Origin of the sequence: Allostella sp. (genome assembly GCF_041913585.1) — a bacterium.
Taxonomy (GTDB): domain Bacteria; phylum Pseudomonadota; class Alphaproteobacteria; order ATCC43930; family Allostellaceae; genus Allostella.
The window spans coordinates 33,488-50,532 of the sequence record NZ_JAYSFE010000017.1 but is presented as its reverse complement, the minus strand read 5'-3'; the positions used below and the strand labels follow the sequence as shown (position 1 = coordinate 50,532).

The 17,045-nt window shown below is 71.4% G+C and carries 17 protein-coding genes; 5 read left to right on the top strand and 12 right to left on the bottom strand.

Going from position 1 to position 17,045, the window contains the following annotated elements; all coding sequences use genetic code 11:
* Positions 1–125: 125 nt before the first annotated feature.
* The 3 genes from ACE3Q3_RS05365 to ACE3Q3_RS05355 are packed head-to-tail and all read left to right on the top strand — an operon-like array spanning position 126 to position 2,118.
* A complete protein-coding gene (locus ACE3Q3_RS05365; protein ID WP_374443050.1) occupies positions 126–1,187 on the top strand; it encodes an LLM class flavin-dependent oxidoreductase in 1,062 nt (353 codons plus the stop codon).
* Entirely contained in the window at positions 1,184–1,372 is a 189-nt protein-coding gene (locus tag ACE3Q3_RS05360) for a DUF3553 domain-containing protein (RefSeq protein ID WP_374443047.1), read from the top strand. Before ACE3Q3_RS05365 ends, ACE3Q3_RS05360 begins: the two co-directional genes overlap by 4 nt.
* Complete coding sequence (locus tag ACE3Q3_RS05355) at positions 1,369–2,118, top strand: Rossmann-like domain-containing protein (RefSeq protein WP_374443044.1); 750 nt, start codon at positions 1,369–1,371, stop codon at positions 2,116–2,118. The genes ACE3Q3_RS05360 and ACE3Q3_RS05355 overlap by 4 nt, the downstream gene beginning before the upstream one ends.
* Here ACE3Q3_RS05355 and mobA read toward each other — a convergent pair.
* Positions 2,063–2,677, bottom strand: a complete 615-nt coding sequence (gene mobA, locus ACE3Q3_RS05350; protein ID WP_374443039.1) for a molybdenum cofactor guanylyltransferase MobA — start codon at positions 2,675–2,677, stop codon at positions 2,063–2,065. The two genes, ACE3Q3_RS05355 and mobA, sit on opposite strands and share 56 nt — an antisense overlap.
* Before the next feature lie 90 nt (positions 2,678–2,767).
* Here mobA and ACE3Q3_RS05345 point away from each other — a divergent pair, with 90 nt between their 5' ends.
* On the top strand, positions 2,768–3,535 hold the full coding sequence (locus tag ACE3Q3_RS05345; RefSeq protein ID WP_374443036.1) for an NAD kinase: 768 nt from the start codon (positions 2,768–2,770) through the stop codon (positions 3,533–3,535).
* Between the two features lie 68 nt (positions 3,536–3,603).
* On the opposite strand, the gene ACE3Q3_RS05340 is transcribed toward ACE3Q3_RS05345, so the two are convergent.
* The 3 genes from ACE3Q3_RS05340 to ACE3Q3_RS05330 form a co-directional block, all read right to left on the bottom strand.
* Positions 3,604–5,013, bottom strand: a complete 1,410-nt coding sequence (locus ACE3Q3_RS05340; protein WP_374443034.1) for a homospermidine synthase — start codon at positions 5,011–5,013, stop codon at positions 3,604–3,606.
* 52 nt (positions 5,014–5,065) lie between these two features.
* Positions 5,066–6,313 (bottom strand): type III PLP-dependent enzyme, encoded by a 1,248-nt coding sequence (locus ACE3Q3_RS05335; protein WP_374443032.1) that lies wholly within the window; start codon positions 6,311–6,313, stop codon positions 5,066–5,068.
* A gap of 347 nt (positions 6,314–6,660) precedes the next feature.
* On the bottom strand, positions 6,661–7,299 hold the full coding sequence (locus ACE3Q3_RS05330; protein WP_374443029.1) for an FMN-binding negative transcriptional regulator: 639 nt from the start codon (positions 7,297–7,299) through the stop codon (positions 6,661–6,663).
* Positions 7,300–7,351: 52 nt separating this feature from the next.
* Between ACE3Q3_RS05330 and ACE3Q3_RS05325 the strand changes: the two genes are divergently transcribed.
* Positions 7,352–9,289, top strand: a complete 1,938-nt coding sequence (locus ACE3Q3_RS05325; RefSeq protein ID WP_374443026.1) for a tetratricopeptide repeat protein — start codon at positions 7,352–7,354, stop codon at positions 9,287–9,289.
* Here the strand turns inward: ACE3Q3_RS05325 and ACE3Q3_RS05320 are convergent.
* The 8 genes from ACE3Q3_RS05320 to ACE3Q3_RS05285 form a co-directional block, all read right to left on the bottom strand.
* Positions 9,273–9,749, bottom strand: coding sequence for an AAA family ATPase (locus ACE3Q3_RS05320; RefSeq protein ID WP_374443023.1), 477 nt, complete (start codon positions 9,747–9,749; stop codon positions 9,273–9,275). The two genes, ACE3Q3_RS05325 and ACE3Q3_RS05320, sit on opposite strands and share 17 nt — an antisense overlap.
* A 22-nt stretch (positions 9,750–9,771) precedes the next feature.
* Positions 9,772–10,659 (bottom strand): agmatinase, encoded by an 888-nt coding sequence (gene speB / locus ACE3Q3_RS05315; RefSeq protein WP_374443021.1) that lies wholly within the window; start codon positions 10,657–10,659, stop codon positions 9,772–9,774.
* Entirely contained in the window at positions 10,656–11,501 is an 846-nt protein-coding gene (locus ACE3Q3_RS05310) for an N-formylglutamate amidohydrolase (protein WP_374443018.1), read from the bottom strand. Before ACE3Q3_RS05310 ends, speB begins: the two co-directional genes overlap by 4 nt.
* A gap of 3 nt (positions 11,502–11,504) precedes the next feature.
* Positions 11,505–12,506 carry an ABC transporter ATP-binding protein gene (locus ACE3Q3_RS05305; protein ID WP_374443014.1) on the bottom strand — a complete coding sequence of 334 codons (1,002 nt, stop codon included), beginning with the start codon at positions 12,504–12,506 and terminating at the stop codon, positions 11,505–11,507.
* Positions 12,503–13,492 carry an ABC transporter ATP-binding protein gene (locus ACE3Q3_RS05300; protein WP_374443010.1) on the bottom strand — a complete coding sequence of 330 codons (990 nt, stop codon included), beginning with the start codon at positions 13,490–13,492 and terminating at the stop codon, positions 12,503–12,505. The genes ACE3Q3_RS05305 and ACE3Q3_RS05300 overlap by 4 nt, the downstream gene beginning before the upstream one ends.
* A 2-nt stretch (positions 13,493–13,494) precedes the next feature.
* Positions 13,495–14,424: an ABC transporter permease gene (locus tag ACE3Q3_RS05295; protein WP_374443007.1), complete on the bottom strand. Its 930-nt coding sequence runs from the start codon at positions 14,422–14,424 to the stop codon at positions 13,495–13,497.
* The gene (locus tag ACE3Q3_RS05290; RefSeq protein ID WP_374443004.1) at positions 14,421–15,398 is read right to left on the bottom strand and encodes an ABC transporter permease; all 978 of its coding nucleotides are present in this window, start codon (positions 15,396–15,398) and stop codon (positions 14,421–14,423) included. Before ACE3Q3_RS05290 ends, ACE3Q3_RS05295 begins: the two co-directional genes overlap by 4 nt.
* 73 nt (positions 15,399–15,471) lie before the next feature.
* On the bottom strand, positions 15,472–17,043 hold the full coding sequence (locus tag ACE3Q3_RS05285) for an ABC transporter substrate-binding protein (protein ID WP_374443002.1): 1,572 nt from the start codon (positions 17,041–17,043) through the stop codon (positions 15,472–15,474).
* Positions 17,044–17,045: the final 2 nt, after the last annotated feature.

The window sequence follows — 17,045 nt, the reverse complement described above, 5'->3', positions numbered from 1 at the left end:
CTGGACCGACGCCCCCGGCGGCCGGATGCGGGTGCCGGACGGCCCCGGCCTCGGCTGCGACCCCGACCCGGCGGTCATCGCCGCCTGCCGTGCCTGACCATCATCCGGAACTGGAGTCCTCCCCGATGCGGATCGGCCTCTTCATCCTGCAGCAGATGCGCGACCGCTCGGTCGCCCCCGCCCGCGTCGTCGACGACGCGATGCGACAGGCCGTCCTGGCCGAGGAACTGGGCTTCGACACGGTGTGGTTCGCCGAGCACCATTTCGCCAATCTCGGCATGTGTCCGTCGCCGCTGCTGGCGGCCGGACATGCCGCCGCCCGGACCAGCCGCATCCGCCTCGGCACCGGGGTCGTGGTCCTGCCCCTCTACAATCCGATGCGGCTCGTCGACGAGATCGCCTATGTCGACCTGCTGTCGGGCGGACGGCTCGACCTCGGCATCGGCAGCGGCAGCCACCAGCACGAATTCACCGGCCTCGGCATCCCGATCGCGGAGGCCCGGGAGCGCTTCGGCGAGGTGCTGGACGTGATCGACATGGCGCTGGAGCACGGCCGGGTCGAGTATCGCGGCCGGCACTTTGCCGTGCCGGCGAGCTGGCTGCCGCTGCGGCCGGCGCAGAGCCCCGTGCCGGTCTACCTGGCGGGGCTGGCCCGGGATCCGGCGATGATCGCCCGCACGGTCGAACGCCGCTACACCCCGTTCGTCTCGGCGATGTGGATGCCGCCCGCCGCGGTCGCCCAGGTGCGCCAGCCCTTCGACGCCGCCCGCCGCGCCGCCGGCCGCGACCCCGCGGCCGAGCCCTTCGCCATCCAGCGCCTCGTCTACGTCACCGACGATCCGGCCGACGCCGAGGAGGCGGCCCGGCGGGCGATCTACACCCACCGGCTGGTCGCGACCCTGAAGGCCGGCACCGGCCGCTTCGACGAGGGCTACGTCGCCGAGGTGGCCGGGGAGCACGATCCGACCCCGGAGGAGGTGCTGGAGAAGGCGATGATCGGGCCGCCTGAGCGCGTGATCGCCATGCTCCAGGAGGACATGGCCGTGGTCGGCCCCAGCCATCTCAGCCTGTTCATGAACTTCGGCGGCATGGAGCACGAGCGCGTCGCGCGCTCGATGCGGCGCTTCATGACCGAGGTGCGGCCGCACCTGTCGCGCCCGGCGGGCGGAGCGCTCGCCGCGCAATGAAGGCCGACGGCTGGACGCCCGGGGCCTATGTCCGGCACCCCGGCGAGCCGGAGTGGGGCCTGGGCCAGGTCCAGTCGGCCATCGGCGACCGGGTCACGGTGAACTTCCAGCACCGCGGCAAGGTCCTGATCGACATCTCGGTCGTCCGGCTCGTCGCCGCCCGCCCGGAGGAGGACGCAGGATGAACCAGGCCACGCTCCATGCCGCCCTGCTCGACGGCGTGTCCGACGCGCCCGCACGTCGGGTGGTCCTCGGCGTCAACTGGGTGCTGGTCGAGGGCCCTGCCGGCACCGGCCTCGCGCATGCGCCGCCGCGCGGCGCGCCCGGCTGCCGGCCCCTCGCCCAGGCGGGTCGGCTCGCCGGGACGCCGCTCAGCACCCTGGCGGCCGGCGTCGGCTCCGACAACCCGTTCGAGGTCGCGGTCGCGATCGCCGCTGCCAACGCCCATCACAACCGGCCGGACCTCGCCGGCGAGGCCGGCAACGCGATCGAGGCGGCGGGGCGGGAGTCCGGCCGGGTCGTCGTCGTCGGCCGCTTCCCGGGGCTGGAACGGTCGCTGCCCCATGCCGCGGTGATCGAGCGCTCCCCGGGGCCGGGCGATCACCCCGAATCGGACGCGCCGGAACTGATCGGTGCGGCCGACCTCGTGCTCGTCACCGCGTCCACCCTCGGCAACGGCTCGCTCGCCGGCATCCTCGACCTCGCCCGCTGTACGCGCGTCGTCCTGGTCGGCCCGGGCACGCCGCTCGCGCCGGCACTCTTCGCGTGCGGCATCGAACGGCTGGCCGGCATGGTCGTCGACGATCCCGAGACGGCCGCCCGGGTGGTGATGGAGGGTGGCGCCGTCCGCCAGCTGCGACCGGCCGGCCGCAATCTCACGATCGCCCGGCCAGGAGCAGCTGCGCCGCCACCAGGTCGTCCGGCCGGTTGACGTTGAAGAACGGATCGCCGCCGTCGCCGCCCGCGAACTCGACCCGCTCGGCGGCGACGGCCCGCGCCCAGTCCTCGACCCGGCGCAGCCCTTCGATCGCGAGCGCGCGCCGCAGTCGCAGGCGCGCCGCCACCGGCCACAGGCCGAAGACGGGATGGAGCCGGCCGCCGGACGCCGCGCAGGCGGCTCCCGGCTTGGCGGCGAGGCGCGCCACGAGGTCGGAAGGGAAGAATGGCGTATCGCCGGCGAAGCTCGCCAGGCGGTCCGCCGCCGGATGCTCGGCGGCCGCCCACTCGAGCCCGGCGAGGATGCCGGCGAGCGGTCCGGCATGCCCCGGCAGGTCGTCGGCCAGGTCGTCCGGCAGGACCGGCAGCCCGAAGCGGGCGAAGCGCCCCGGGTCGCCGTTGGCGCTGATCGCCAGGGCCGCGACCTGCGGCCGGGCGAGCGCCACGACGCGGTCGAGCAGCGTCGCCCCCGCCAACGGCAGCAGCACCTTGTCCCCGCCCCCCATGCGGCGCGCCTGTCCGCCCGCGAGGACGATGCCGACGATCGGTCCCATGCCCCTCACCTATGCCCCGCCCGCCCCTGCGCCGGCAAGGCGGCAATTTGCTGGACGGCTCCCGCCGCAGGCCGGATAACCGCCCCCGCCATGGTCGCGCCCCGCATCGCCTTCGTCGCCGCCGAGACCGAGCCCGCCCGGGAGGCGATGGCCGAGCTCGAACGGCTCTATGCCCATGTCCCGGTCGAGCGGGCGGACATCATCGTCGCGCTCGGCGGCGACGGCCTCCTCCTGGAGACGCTGCACCGCTGCATGGACCGGCGGGTGCCGATCTTCGGCATGAACCGGGGCACGGTCGGGTTCCTGCTCAACCCCTACTCGCCGCACGGGCTGGTCGAGCGGATCGCCGACGCCGACGCGGTCACCCTGCATCCGCTGCGCATGCGGGCGACGACGATCGCCGGCGAGCGCCGCGAGGGCCGCGCCATCAACGAGGTGTCGCTGCTGCGCGAGACCCGGCAGTCGGCCAAAATCCGCATCCGCATCGATGGCATCGTCCGGCTCGACGAACTGGTCTGCGACGGGGTGCTGGTGTCGACGCCGGCCGGCAGCACCGCCTACAACCTGTCGGCGCACGGCCCGATCATCCCGCTCGGTTCCGAGGTGCTGGCGCTCACCCCGATCAGCGCCTTCCGCCCCCGGCGCTGGCGCGGCGCCCTGCTGCCGCACGGCGCCCAGGTGCATTTCGAGATCCTGGAACCCGACAAGCGGCCGGTCAGCGCGGTCGCCGACTTCACCGAGGTCCGCGACGTCGTCGCCGTCGAGGTCTCGGAGGATCGGACGACGGCGATGACCCTGCTGTTCGACCGCGAGATGAACCTCGCCGAGCGCATCCTGAAGGAACAGTTCCAGCCCTGACGACAGGTCGGGCGCCCGGGAACCGATCCCCTTCCCGCCGGCTGCCGGCGGGAAGTGGGCGACGGCGATCACACCACCCGGAAGTTCTTGAACTGCCAGGGGTCGTGCTGGTCGACCTCCTCCGGGAAGAGGACGCCGCGGTCGCGCAGCGGGGTCCAGTCCCCGTACTGCCCGACGAGGTTGCCGAGATAGGGGGTCATGATCTCGAACATCCGATCGTGGTCGATCTCGTCGGCCTCGACCAGACCGGCCCTCGGGTTCTCGATCGCCCACACCATCCCCGCCAGCACGCCGACCGTGACCTGGAGGCTGGTGGCGTTGTTGTGCGGGACGAGCGCGCGGGTCTCGTCGATGGTCAGGCGCGAGCCGTACCAGTAGGCCTTCCGGGCGTGGCCGAGCAGCAGCACGCCGAGCTCGTCGATGCCGCTCACCACCTCGTCGACCATCAGCCGCTGCCGCTCCTGCTGCTGCCAGTTGCGGCCGGCAAGCTCATGCACCGACAGCACCGCGTCGTCGCACGGGTGATAGGCGTAATGGACGGTCGGCCGGTAGAGCGCCTGCCCGTCCTCTCCCTTCACCGTGTAGTAGTCGGCGATCGAGATCGACTCGTTGTGGGTGATGAGAAAGCCATGGATGGTGCCGGCGAGCGGCGTCCAGGTCCGCACCCGGGTCGAGGCGCCGGGCCGCATCAGGTAGATGGCCGCGCCGCAGCCGTTCTCGTGCCGGGCGCCGTCTGCCGGGAAATGCCGCTCGTGCGTGCCCCAGCCGAGCTCGGCCGGCTGGCAGCCCTCGCTGACGAAGCCGTCGATCGACCAGGTATTGACGAACTCGCCCGGCCGCTTCGGCGTCAGCGAGACCTGGGTGTCGCGCTCGGCGATGTGGATCACCTTGACGTCGAGCCGGCGGGCGAGTTCCGCCCAGCCCGCCCGGTCGCCGGGCGCCGTCGCCGGGACGCCGGTGTCGCGGGCGATGTCGAGCAGCGCCCGCTTGACGAAGTAGGAGACGATCCCGGGATTGGCACCGTGCGTGATCACCGCGGTCGGGCCGCCTTCGGAGCGGCGCTTCAGGTCGAGCGCCGTCTCGCGCAGGCCATAGTTCGAGCGCTGCGAGTAGCTCAGGCTCGGGTCCGTGTAGCCGCCGGGCCAGGGCTCGATGCAGGTGTCGATGTAGAGCGCGCCGATCTCCTGGCAGAGTTCGATCAGCGCGATGCTCGACACCTCGACCGACAGGTTCACCAGGAAGTCGCCCACGCCCAGCATGGGGCGCAGCACGTCGGCATAGTTCTCCCGCGTCAGCGGCTGTTCGACGAAGCGCACGCCGTATTCCGCCGCCACGTCCCGGCCGCGATCGTCGGCGGTGACGATGGTGACCTGATGCGGGGCGACCTCGATGTGCCGGAAGATGAGGGGCAGCACCCCCTGGCCGATGCTGCCCATGCCGACCATGACGATCTTCCCCGTGAAACGGACGTGCTTCATTCAATGTCCTCCTCGCCGGCCGGCGGCCGGCATCCTGGTGGTGGTGCGCCGTTCAGGCGGCGATGGCGATCAGGTCGTAGCCCGGCGTCTCGAGGAGCGGGCGGTCGCGGACCTCGACCAGCCGCGCCTGGTCGAAGCCGTTGAAGGCGGTGCGCAGGGAGCTGCCGTAGGCGCCGAGCTGGCCGAGCTCGATCCAGTCGCCCTCGCCCGCGTCGGCGGGCAGGACGAAGGGACCGGCCATGCGGTCGGCGCTGTCGCAGGTCGGGCCGAAGAAGGCGAAGCCGGCCTGCTCGGCCGCTGCCGTCCGGTCGAGCCGGATCAGCCGCGCCGGGAAGCGGAAGCCGGGCGCGCCCGCGTCGGACAGGCTGCCATAGACACCGTCGTTGACGAACAGCGTCTCGCCCCGCCGGTGCTGGACCTGGACGACGAGCGAGACCCCGGGCGCCACCAGCGCGCGGCCGGGCTCGGCCCAGAGGCGGCAACCCCGGGCGGCCAGCGTCGTCGCCGCGAACGCGTCGGCGATCGCGCCCATGAACGCCGCCAGCGGCGGCGGGGTGACGTCCGGGTAGCTGACCGGGAAGCCGCCGCCGACATCGAGCACGTCGACCGCGACCCCCGCCGCGCGCGCGACCTCGTCGGCCAGCGCGATCGCCCGGGCATAGGCGGCCGGCTCCATGCACTGCGAGCCGACATGGAAGCAGATGCCGACGCGGTCCGCGACCGCGCGGGCGCGGCGCAGCAGCGCCACGGCCGCCGCCGGCTCCGCACCGAACTTGCCCGAGAGGTCGTAGAGCGTCTCGGCCTTGGGCGGCACCAGGCGCACGAAGAGGCCGAGCCCGGGCGCGCCGCCGGTCTCCGCCACGATCTTCTCGAGCTCCTCCGCCGAGTCGAGCGAGAAGTCGCGGACGCCGTGGTCGAACCAGGCCGCGCGGATCGCCGCGCGCGCCTTGACCGGATGCATGTAGTGGATCTCGGCGTCGGCGAAGAGCTGGCGCACCAGACGGATCTCCGCCGGCGAGGCGCAGTCGAAATGGCGGACGCCGCCGGCATGGAGCGCGCGCAGCACCGCCGGCTCCGGATTGCACTTCACGGCATAGAGCACGTCGCCCGGGAAGGCGCCGACGAACGAGCGCGCCGCCGCGGCGAGGACCCCCGGGCGCAGGCAGTGCAGGGGCTCGTCCGGCCGGTGGGCGCGGACGATCTCGTCGACGAGCGGCAGGCGCTGGGTGCCGCGAATCCCCCGGCCGGCGACAGGACGGCGCAGCGGCGAAACCGCGGAACGGTGACGCAGTTCGGTCATGGCATCCTCCCGAGGCCCCGCCCATCCAAGGGCGAGGTCGGTACAACGGCCATCAATGGGCCGATCGATTTCCGGAAACAGGCGACGACGGACAGCGGCGGGCCCTAGGGGGCCGGCCGGGCGTCGTCACCTCGAATCAAGACGGGATGCGTGCGCTCCCGCGCGGGTCGCAACCATGTCCACCTCCCTCTCGGGACCGGCCCACTGTTGACCGGTTCTGCCAAAAAGGACGCGTCCGTCGTTACTTACCCCGGGGGGCATAGGCACGTGCGTGTGCGTCAGTACGGCGCCGGATATACGGATTTTCCGCCCGATTGCAAGACGCTTTCGCGGCTGCAACAGAATGTTCAGGAAAGCCGGTCCCGCATCAGGTCCGAGACCGCGCTGGCGGCCGCGTCGCCACGCGCATCGAGGCCGGCGACGACGGCCTCGCGGTCGGAGACGGGACGATTCTGGCTGAGCTTCATCTTCCCTTCGACCGACGTGATTTCGAGCCTCAGGCCGACGATGCCCTTGAGTTGCGCCCGGACGAATTCGTCCGGCGCGTCGCTCACCTGCCACGGCGTCGCGAACGACGCCTCGTGGACGTCGGTCAGCCGCCGGACGATGTCGAGCACGGCGTCGGCATCGTGCAGCACCACCAGCCGCCCGGTGACGTGGACGACGGCATAGTTCCAGGTCGGCACGACCCGGCCGTGCTCGCGCTTGCCCGGATACCAGCCGGGCGAGACATAGGCGTGCGGACCGCCGAAGATCGCCAGCGCCGGCTTGTCGAGGTCGCTCTGCCGCCATTGCGGGTTGGCGCGCGCGACGTGGCCGATCAGCGCGCCGTCCGGGGCCGGCTCGGGCATCAGCAGCAGCGGCAGATGGCTGACGATCGGCCCCTCGGCACCGGCGGTGACCAGCGTCGCGAAGGCGGTGCGGCGGATCTGGTCGTCGAGGACGGCGCGGTCCTGCTCGCGGAAGTGCGGCGGATTGTAGAGCATGTCTGGCCTCCGGTTCCGCCTGACCCTATACGCTGCGCGGCATCGCGGATAGATGGGGCCGCCTCCTGCCAGGGCCGATGGTCTGGGCTATCCTGGCCGTCCTCCTGCACCCGGGGAATGCCGCCTGGACGACCACCCGATCCTGCTCCGCCGCGCCCTCGAACTGCACCGGCGCGGCGACACCGCCGCCGCCCGGCCGCTCTACGAAGCGATCCTCCGCGACCGGCCCGACCACGCCCAGGCGGCCTACATGCTGGGCCTGCTGCACAGTTCCGAGGGTCGGCCGGCGGCCGCGGTGCCCCTGCTGGCGCTGGCCGCCCGCCTGCGCCCCGACCGAGCCGTCGCCCACGAGGCCCTGGGCAATGCGCTGCACCGGCTGGGCCGGGCGGGCGAGGCCGAGGCGGCCTGGCGGCGGGCGCTCGAGCTGCGCCCGGACCATCGCCGTCTGACCCGAGAACTGGCGGACCTGCTGCGGGCGCAGGGTCGGCACGACGAGGCCACAACCCTCCTCCGGCAGGCGCTCGACGCCGGCGCCGACGATCCCGCGCTGCGCCTTCGCCTCGCCGAAGCGTCGCTGTCGGCAGGCTCGTTCGAGGCGGCGCAGGCGGCGGCCCGTCAGATCCCGGACGGCGTGCCGGAGAAGGTCGGCGCCCTCCGCGTCGAGGGCGACGCGCTGCTCCGGCTCGACCGCGCCGCCGAGGCGCTGGCGACGTTCCGACGGCTCGTGGACCTCGCGCCCGGCCGCTGGGACGGGCCGAACGGCCTCGGCCTCGCGCTCAATCGCCTGGGCCGCTGGGACGCGGCCGTCCCGGAATTCGAACGGGCCGCAGCCCTCGCACCCGCGCGTCCCGAACCGCTGGTCAACCTCTCCTCCGCGCTCGACCGCCAGGGCCGCCTCGACGAAGCGGTGGCCGCCGCCAGGGCCGCCCTCGACCGCGACCCCGACCTCGCCGAGGCGCATTTCAACCTGGGGGTCGCGCTCGCCGGCCTCGGACGGGATGCGGAGGCGGTCGTCGCCTACGATCGGGCGGTCGACCTGCGCCCGGACGAGGCCGAGTTCCGCTTCAACCGCTCGCACTGCCACTTGGCCCTGGGCGATCTCGAATCCGGCTGGGCCGACTTCGCCTTCCTGTGGAGCGAGCGGCGGATGCGCCGCCGTCCCTATCCGCAGCCGCTGTGGGACGGCGGCCCCGTCGCCGGCCGCGTCGTCGTCTGGGGCGAGCAGGGGATTGGCGACGAGGTGCTGGCGGCCGGCCTCCTCGGCGACCTCGCGGCAGCGAGCCGGGGCGTCGTCGTCGAATGCGATCCGCGCCTCGTGCCGCTGCTCGGCCGCTCCCATCCCGACCTGACCATCGTTCCGCGACGGCCGGAGGCGGACCCGGCCGGCCTCGCGCCGGACGTGGTGTGCCAGGCGCCGATGGTCTACCTGCCGATGTACCTGCGGCGAAGCTGGGACCGCTTCCCGGACCACGCGGGATACCTGACCGCCGATCCCGAGCGGGTCGCAAGCCTGCGCCGACGCTATGGCGGGCCGCGAGCCGGCCGGATCGTCGGCATCTCCTGGCACAGCGCCAACCGCAGCCTCGGACGCCACAAGTCGCTCGACCTCGCCGACTGGGCGCCGATCCTGTCGGTTCCCGGGATCACCTTCGTCAGCCTGCAGTACGGCCCGGTCGACGCTGCCGCCGGAACGCCCGTGCGCGTCGATCCGGAGATCGATCCGCTCCTCGATGTCGACGGCTTCGCCGCCCAGGTCGCCGCCATGGATCTCGTCGTCACCGTCAGCAACTCGACGGCGCATTTCGCGGGCGCGCTCGGCCGCCCCTGCTGGCTGATGCTGCCGCGGACCCGGGGCCTGCTCTGGTACTGGCTGATGGGTCGCGGCGACCGCAATCCCTGGTACCCGTCGATCCGCGTCTTCCGGCAGCAGAGCCAGGGCGAATGGGCCGAAGTGATCGCGCGCGTCGCCGCGGCTATCCGTGACGGATGATCCGGAACCCTTCGGACGGCTCCGGCGGCTCGAAGTGGCGATCGAACAGCGCCAGCGTCGCGTCGTCGACCTGGTACTCGTGCTGCCCGGAGGCGTTCCGCAGGGCGAGGCGGGCCCGGCGCTCGCCGTCGTCGATATCGACGACGTGCAGTTCGTGGTCGGCGTCACCGCCCTCGAAGACGGTCCGCATCCAGGCCCGCACAAGCCGCGTGTTGGCGGGCCAGTCGAGCACGATCGACAGGTCCGCCCGCAGGATCGCCGCCAGATGGTCGCCCATCGCCTCGCGAAGGCGCGGCGACACGCGCGCATAGTCCTCGATGTTGCGGATCTCGTCGGGCCAGAGGCTGGCCATGAAGCGATCCTGGGCGACCAGGATCGTCGCCGGTCGCTGCGCGAGGCGCGCGGCCAGGGTCGACTTGCCCGCCGCGATCCTGCCACACAACATGAACAGGGTTGCCATGCGCGCGTCGCTCCCCCGCCGACTAGTCCGGGCGGAAGTGACTGAGATATTCGAAGGCGAAGGTCGCCGCCGCCAGCGCGGTGATCTCGGCCGTGTCGTAGGGCGGACTGACCTCGACCACGTCCATGCCGCGCCAGTCGATGCCGCCGAGCCGGCGCAGCACCGCCTGCGCCTGCCAGGTCCAGAGCCCGCCGATCTCGGGCGTGCCGGTGCCGGGCGCCTGCGACGGATCGATCGCGTCGATGTCGAAGGTGAGGTAGGTCGCGCCGTCGCCGGCGACCCGGCGGATGCGCTCGACGATGCCCTCGACGCCGATGCGGTGGCACTCCTCGGCCGGCAGGATCGTCACCCCCTGCCCCACCGTCCAGTCCCAGACGTCGCGGCCGACCGGCGAGCGGATGCCGACCTGCACCATCCGGCGCGGATCGACGATGCCCTCGCGGATGGCATGCCAGAAGACCGACCCGTGCCCCATCGGCTGGCCGAAACTGTCGGGCCAGGTGTCGACATGGGCATCGAAATGGACGAGCCCGAGCGGCCCCGTCCGCCGGGCGAGCGCGCGCAGCAGCGGCAGGGTGACGGTGTGGTCGCCGCCGAGGGCGACAAGGTGGCCGGCGAGCGCCGTCGCCCGTGCCTCGATCCGGCGCAGGCTCTCGCCGATGTCGCCGAGCAGGATCTCGAAGTCGCCGATGTCGGCGATGTCGAGCGCGGCCGGGCTCGCCCAGTTCGCCGGGTTGACGCCGTCGACCAGCATCCGGCTGGCGCCGCGGATCGCCGCCGGCCCGAAGCGGGTGCCGGCGCGATTGGTTGTGCCGATGTCGTAGGGCACGCCCGCGACCACGAAGCGTGCCGCGGGGTCGTGCCGCAGCGTGCCGAGGAAGGTGGGCGGAGTGGCGAAGGTCGGGTTCACGTCCGCCGCGCCAGGAAGCCGACGATGTCGGCGGTGAGCCGCGTCAGGTCGGCCTGGAGCTGATCGAAGCGCGGAATCTTCCGGTGCGCGTCCTCGTCCATGTAGAGCGCGCGGTTGAGCTCGATCTGCAGGCTGTGGCGCCCCTCCGCCGGCCGGCCATGACGGCGCACGATCTCGACGCCCTTGTAGGGGTCGTTGACCTTGACCGAATAGCCCATGGCGGCGACGCGCTCGGCGACGAAGCGGGTGAAGTCGGGCTCGCAGGTGGTCCCGTCCCGGTCGCCCAGCACGAAGTCGGCCCGCGGGGTGCCGTCGCCGTCGACCGAGCGCTTGTTGCCGGTCGCCTGCATCGAATGGCAGTCGATGTGCCAGACCTTGCCGAAGCGCGCGCGGGCGGCATCGACCGCCTGGTCGAGCGCCGCGTGGTAGGGCCGCCAGTAGCCGTCGATCCGGGCCTGGACCTCGGCGACCGAGAGCTTGCGGTCGTAGATCGGCACCTCGCCCTTGATGAGCCGCCAGATCAGGCCGACGCCGCGGTCCGACTTGTCGCCGGGTGCGAGCGGCCCCGGCCAGGGCTCGTCGAGCAGCGCCGGGTCCATGTCCTCGAGCGCCCGGTTGGGGTCGATATAGGCGCGCGGGAAGCCGGCCGCGACCATCGTCGCGCCGAGGCCGGCCGCCCCGCTCCACAGCTCGTCGACCCAGGCATCCTCCGCCTGTCGCAGCAGCGCCGGGTCGCAGGCGGCGCCGAAGTCGGCGGGATAGGTGGCGCCGCTATGCGGCGAATCGAGCACCAGCGGCACCGGCCCGGCGCTCGGCGGGCGGACGAAGACGGGCTGTGGCATCGGTCAGCTCTGGTCGTTCAGGTGGCAGGCGGAGAGATGGCCCGGCGCCACTTCGCGCAGCGCCGGCACCTCGCTGCGGCAGCGCGGCATGGCGAACGGGCAGCGCGGGTGGAAGTGGCAGCCGGGCGGCGGGTCGAGCGGCGACGGGATCTCCCCCTTGACCGGCTCGAACTGCTTGCGCCGCGTGTCGATGCGCGGCACCTCCTCCAGCAGCGCCCGGGTGTAGGGGTGGTTGGCGCGCACGAACAGTTCCTCGGTCGCCGCGCTCTCGACGACGCGGCCGAGATACATGATGACGACCCGGTCCGAGAGATGCTCGACGACGCCGAGGTCGTGGCTGATGAAGAGGTAGGTCAGCCCGTATTCCTGGCGCAGCTGCATGAAGAGGTTCAGCACCTGCGCCTGGATCGACACGTCGAGCGCGGCGACCGCCTCGTCGCAGACGATGAACTCGGGCTTCACGGCGAGCGCCCGCGCGATGCCGATGCGTTGCCGCTGCCCGCCAGAGAACTGGTGCGGATAGCGCCGGCGATAGGAGGGGTCGAGGCCGACCCGCCGCATCAGGTCGTCGACATAGCGGTCGGCCTCGGCGGCCTTGACGATGCCGTGGACGCGCGGCGCCTCGCCGATGATGTCGGCCACCCGCAGCCGCGGATTGAGCGAGGCGAAGGGGTCCTGGAAGATCATCTGCACGGCGAGCGCCGCCTTGCGCGCGTCGGCGGCAGGCAGATCCTCGACGTTGCGGCCGCGGTACCAGACCGTGCCTTCGCTCGGCTGGTGGATGCCGGCGACGACCCGCCCCAGGGTGGACTTGCCGCACCCGGACTCCCCCACCAGCCCGACGACCTCGCCCTCGTGGACCGTCAGGTCGACCGTGTCGACGGCCCGCACGACCTCCTCCTTGAGACCGGCGCCGAGCAGGTTGGCGACCTTGGCCGCGACGTCGAGCGGCTTCGAGAAGCGCTTGGAGACGCCGCGAAGCTCGATGATCGGCTGGCCGGTCATGCCGCGACGGCCTCCTCCAGGTGCGGGTGGACGCAGCGCGCATGGCGCCCGGGTTCGAGCTCGGCCATCGGCGGCGGCAGCGTGCAGGCCTCGTCGGCGCGCGGGCAGCGGGTGCGGAAGCTGCACCCCGAGGGCAGCGAGAGCGGCGACGGCGCCATCCCGGGGATCTGGGCCAGCGGCTGGCCGCGACGGTTGCGGCTCGGCACCGAGCCGATCAGCCCGCGGGTATAGGGATGGAGCGGCCGGTCAAGGACCCGGTCGACCGGCCCCTGCTCGACCACTTTGCCCGCATACATGACGCAGATCTCGTCGGCGAGGCCGGCGACCACCGAGAGGTCGTGGGTGATCCAGATGAGGGCGGTCCCGACCTCGCGGCAGAGCTTCTGCGCCTCGAACAGGATCTGGGCCTGGATGGTGACGTCGAGCGCCGTCGTCGGCTCGTCGGCGATGATGACGTCCGGCCGGTTGAGGAGCGCGATGGCGATGGCGACGCGCTGGCGCATGCCGCCCGAGAACTGGTGCGGATAGGCCTTGAGCCGCTCGTCGGGCGACGGGATGCCGACCTGCCCGAGCGCGTCACGGGCCCGCGCCAGCGCCGTCGGGCGGTCGATCTTCTGGTGGGCCTGCAACGCCTCCACCATCTGCGTATCGATCCGCAGGACGGGGTTCAGCGTCATCATCGGGTCCTGGAAGATCATCGCGATGCGGTTGCCGCGCAGGTCGCGCAGCCGCGCCTCCGAGGCGCTCGCCAGATCCTCGCCGTTGAACAGGATGCGCCCGCCGGCGATGCGCCCGGGCGGATCGACGAGGCCGATGATCGAGAAGCCGGTCACCGACTTGCCGGAGCCCGACTCCCCGACCAGCCCCAGGATGCGCCCCTTGTCGACGGTGAAGGAGACGCCGTCGACCGCCTTCAGCACGCCGGCGCGGGTGTGGAAGTGCGTCTGCAGTTCCTCGACGACGAGGGTGGGCTGGGCGGCGGCCATGGTCACTTCCGCAGCCGCGGGTTGAGGACGTCGCGAAGCTGGTCGCCCACGAGATTGATGCTGACGATGGTGACGAGCAGGGCCACTCCGGGGAAGAAGCTGATCCAGTACTTGCCGCTCAGCATGTACTCGAAGCCGTTGGCGATCAGCAGGCCGAGCGACGGCTCGGTGATCGGCAGGCCGATGCCGAGGAAGGAGAGCGTCGCCTCGAGGGCAATGGCGTGCGCCACCTGCACCGTGCCGACGACGATCAGCGGCGGCAGGCAGTTGGGGAGGAGGTGGCGGAAGACGACGCGGGCGTCGCCGAGGGCGAGGCAGCGGGCGGCCTCGATATACTCCTTGCGCCGCTCGACCAGCGCGGTGCCGCGGATGGTGCGGGCATAGTAGGCCCATTGCACCGCCACCAGCGCGATGATGATCTTGTCGATGCCCTGCCCGAGCACGGCGACCAGGATCAGCGCCAGCAGGATCGCCGGAAACGACAGCTGCAGGTCGACGACGCGCATGATGAGGGTGTCGACGCGGCCGCCGAAATAGGCGGCGAGCAGACCCATCGAGGCACCCAGCATCATCGCCAGCACGCCCGAGGCGACGCCGACCGCGAGGCTGATGCGGATGCCGTAGAGGATGCCGCTCAGCATGTCACGGCCCTGGTCGTCGGTGCCGAGCCAGAAGGTCTGGCCGTCCATGCCCTGGGCTCCCGGCTCGAGCCGGCCGTCCATGATGTCGAGCTGGGTGAGATCGTAGGGATCCTGCGGCGAGATCAGCGGGGCCAGCAGCGCCAGCACGATGATGGTGATGCAGCCGACGAGGCCGGCGACGGCGACGCGGTTCTCGCGGAACTCGATCCAGAAGCGGCGCAGCGGCGACACGACCACGGGCTCGGCCGCCGCCGGCGCCGCCTCGACCCGGTCGGGGGTGGTGACGGTCACGACTTCATCTCCTTGAGCCGCACCCGCGGATCGAGCACCGAGTAGAGGATGTCGACCACCAGGTTGATGACGATGAACATCGAAACGGTGATGAGCAGGTAGGCGACGATCACCGGACGGTCGAGCTGGTTGATGCTGTCGATGATGAGCTTGCCCATCCCCGGCCAGGAGAAGATCGTCTCGGTCACGACCGCAAACGCGATCACCGACCCCAGTTCGAGGCCGAGGATGGTGACGACCGGGATCATGATGTTCTTCATGACGTGGACGAAGATCACGCGGCCGGTCGAGAGGCCCTTGGCACGCGCGAACTTGACGTAGTCCATCAGCAGGTTCTCGCGCATGCCGGCGCGGGTCAGCCGGATCACCAGCGCCATCTTGAAGAGCGCGAGGTTGAAGGCCGGCAGCAGCAGGTGCTTCCAGCCGTCGAGGGTGAAGACGCTGAGCCGCAGCCCGAACACCTCCACGGTCTCGCCGCGCCCGGTGGACGGCAGCCAGCCGAGATGGACGGCGAAGACCATGATGAGCATCAGACCGACCCAGAAGGTCGGCAGGCTGAAGCCCAGGATCGAGCCGGCCATGATGGTGCGCCCGGCGACGGATTCGGGCCGGAACCCCGCCCACATCCCGAGCGGAATGCCGATCAGGATCGAGATGCCCATGGCGGCGACGGCGAGCTCGAGCGTCGCCGGCATGCGCTCGACGATGAGCTGCAGGGCGGGCGTGCTGAACGCGAAGGAGCGGCCGAGGTCGCCGGTCACCGCCTTCTGCAGGAACACGAGGTACTGCTCCCACATCGGCAGGTCGAGGCCGAGCGCCCGGATCGCGCGCTCGCGCTCCATCTGGTCCGCCTCCGGACTGATGAGGATGTCGACGGGATTGCCGATCGCATAGACGCCGACGAACACGATCAGCGACATGACGAACAGCACGACGACCGCCTGCATGAGGCGGCGGATCAGAAAAACGGTCATCGGATCACCACCTTCGAGGCGGCGACCGGCATCGGCAACGTGCCAATGCCGGTCCGGGGATCCCCTCGGGCGGTCAGCGCTTGCCGCGCTTCACGCCCATCGCCAGGGTCGATTCGTCGGTGCGCGGCTCATAGCTGAAGCCGGCCCGCGTCGCCCAGTTGTTGATGTTGTAGTGCAGCGGGATGACCGCGACGTCGAGGATCGCGGCCTCGCTCGCCTGGGCCAGCAGGTTGGCCCGGGCGCCGTCGTCGACGGTCCGCAGCGCCGCGGCCAGGAGTTCGTCGACCTTGGGGTTGCTGTAGCGGCCGCGGTTGGAGGGGCCGTTGCCCTTGTCGCGGTCGTAGGTCGCGACCAGCGAGCGCAGCGGCGAGGACACCTCGCCCGTTCCCGAACCCCAGCCCCACAGCATGAAGCTGAACTCGAGCTTGGTCGCGCGCGGCGAGTAGGTCGCGAACGGGATCGCCTCGACCTTGGTCTGGATGCCGATGCGGCTCAGCATCTGCGCCACCGCCTGCGCCACCTTCTCGTCGTTGAGGTAACGGTCGTTGGGCGAGTGCAGGGTCAGCGAGAAGCCGTCCGGATAGCCCGCCTCGGCCAGCAGCTTCTTGGCGCCGTTGGCATCGAACTTCTCGACCTTCAGGTTCTTGCTGGTGCCGAAGAAGGTCTCCGGCAGGAACTGGGCGGCGGCGATCGCCTGCCCTTCCATCACCCGGTCGACGATGGCCGGCCGGTTGATGGCCATCGACATCGCCTTGCGCACCCGCACGTCCTTCAGCGGGTTCTTGCCGAGCGCCGAGCCGTCCTTCGCCTTCACGAACGGCGTGTCGTCCCGGTTGGTGTCCATCGACAGATAGATGACCCGGTTCGAGACGACGCTCGAGATCGCGACGTTCTTGTCCTTCTTCAGGCGCGCGAAGTCCGCGGTCGGCACCTGGTCGATGATCTGGACGTCGCCCGACAGCAGCGCCGCGACGCGCGCGGCCGAGTTGGTGATCTGCTTGACGCTGACGTTGTCCCAGTCCGGCTTCTGGCCGTAGTAGCCCTCGTTGCGGACGAGTTCGATGCGATCGCCGCGGACGAACTGCTTCAGCTTGTAGGCGCCGGTGCCGATCGCCGCCTTGCCCGAATTGAAGTCCTCGGTCGGCGCCCGCTCGAATTCGTCGGAGATGATGGCGAAGCCGGCCATGAACACCGGCATCAGCGGGAACGGCGCCGCGGTCTTCAGATGGACGGTATGGGAATCGATCACCTTCGCCTCGGTGATCTGGCCGGTGAAGATGCGGAAGGACGACGGCGCGTTCGGCACCCACGGAATCCGGCTCAGCGTCGCCATCACGTCCTTGGCGTCGAAGTCCGATCCGTCGTGGAACTTGACCCCCTTGCGGAGCTTGAACTCCCAGGTCGTGTCGTCGATGGTCCGCCACGATTCCGCGAGGTCGGGAACCAGCTTCTGCTGCGCGTCCTGGTCGACCAGCCGGCCGAAGATGTGCCGGTTGATCATGTTGTTGGTGGCGACGTTGTGATAGTGGGGATCCATCGACGAGACGGCGCCGCCGAGGCCCATCGTCAGGTCCGCCGCAGCCACCGTGCCGGCCGAGGCCGCGGCCAGGGCCGCCGCCACCATTCCATGCGCAAAGATCCGCATCC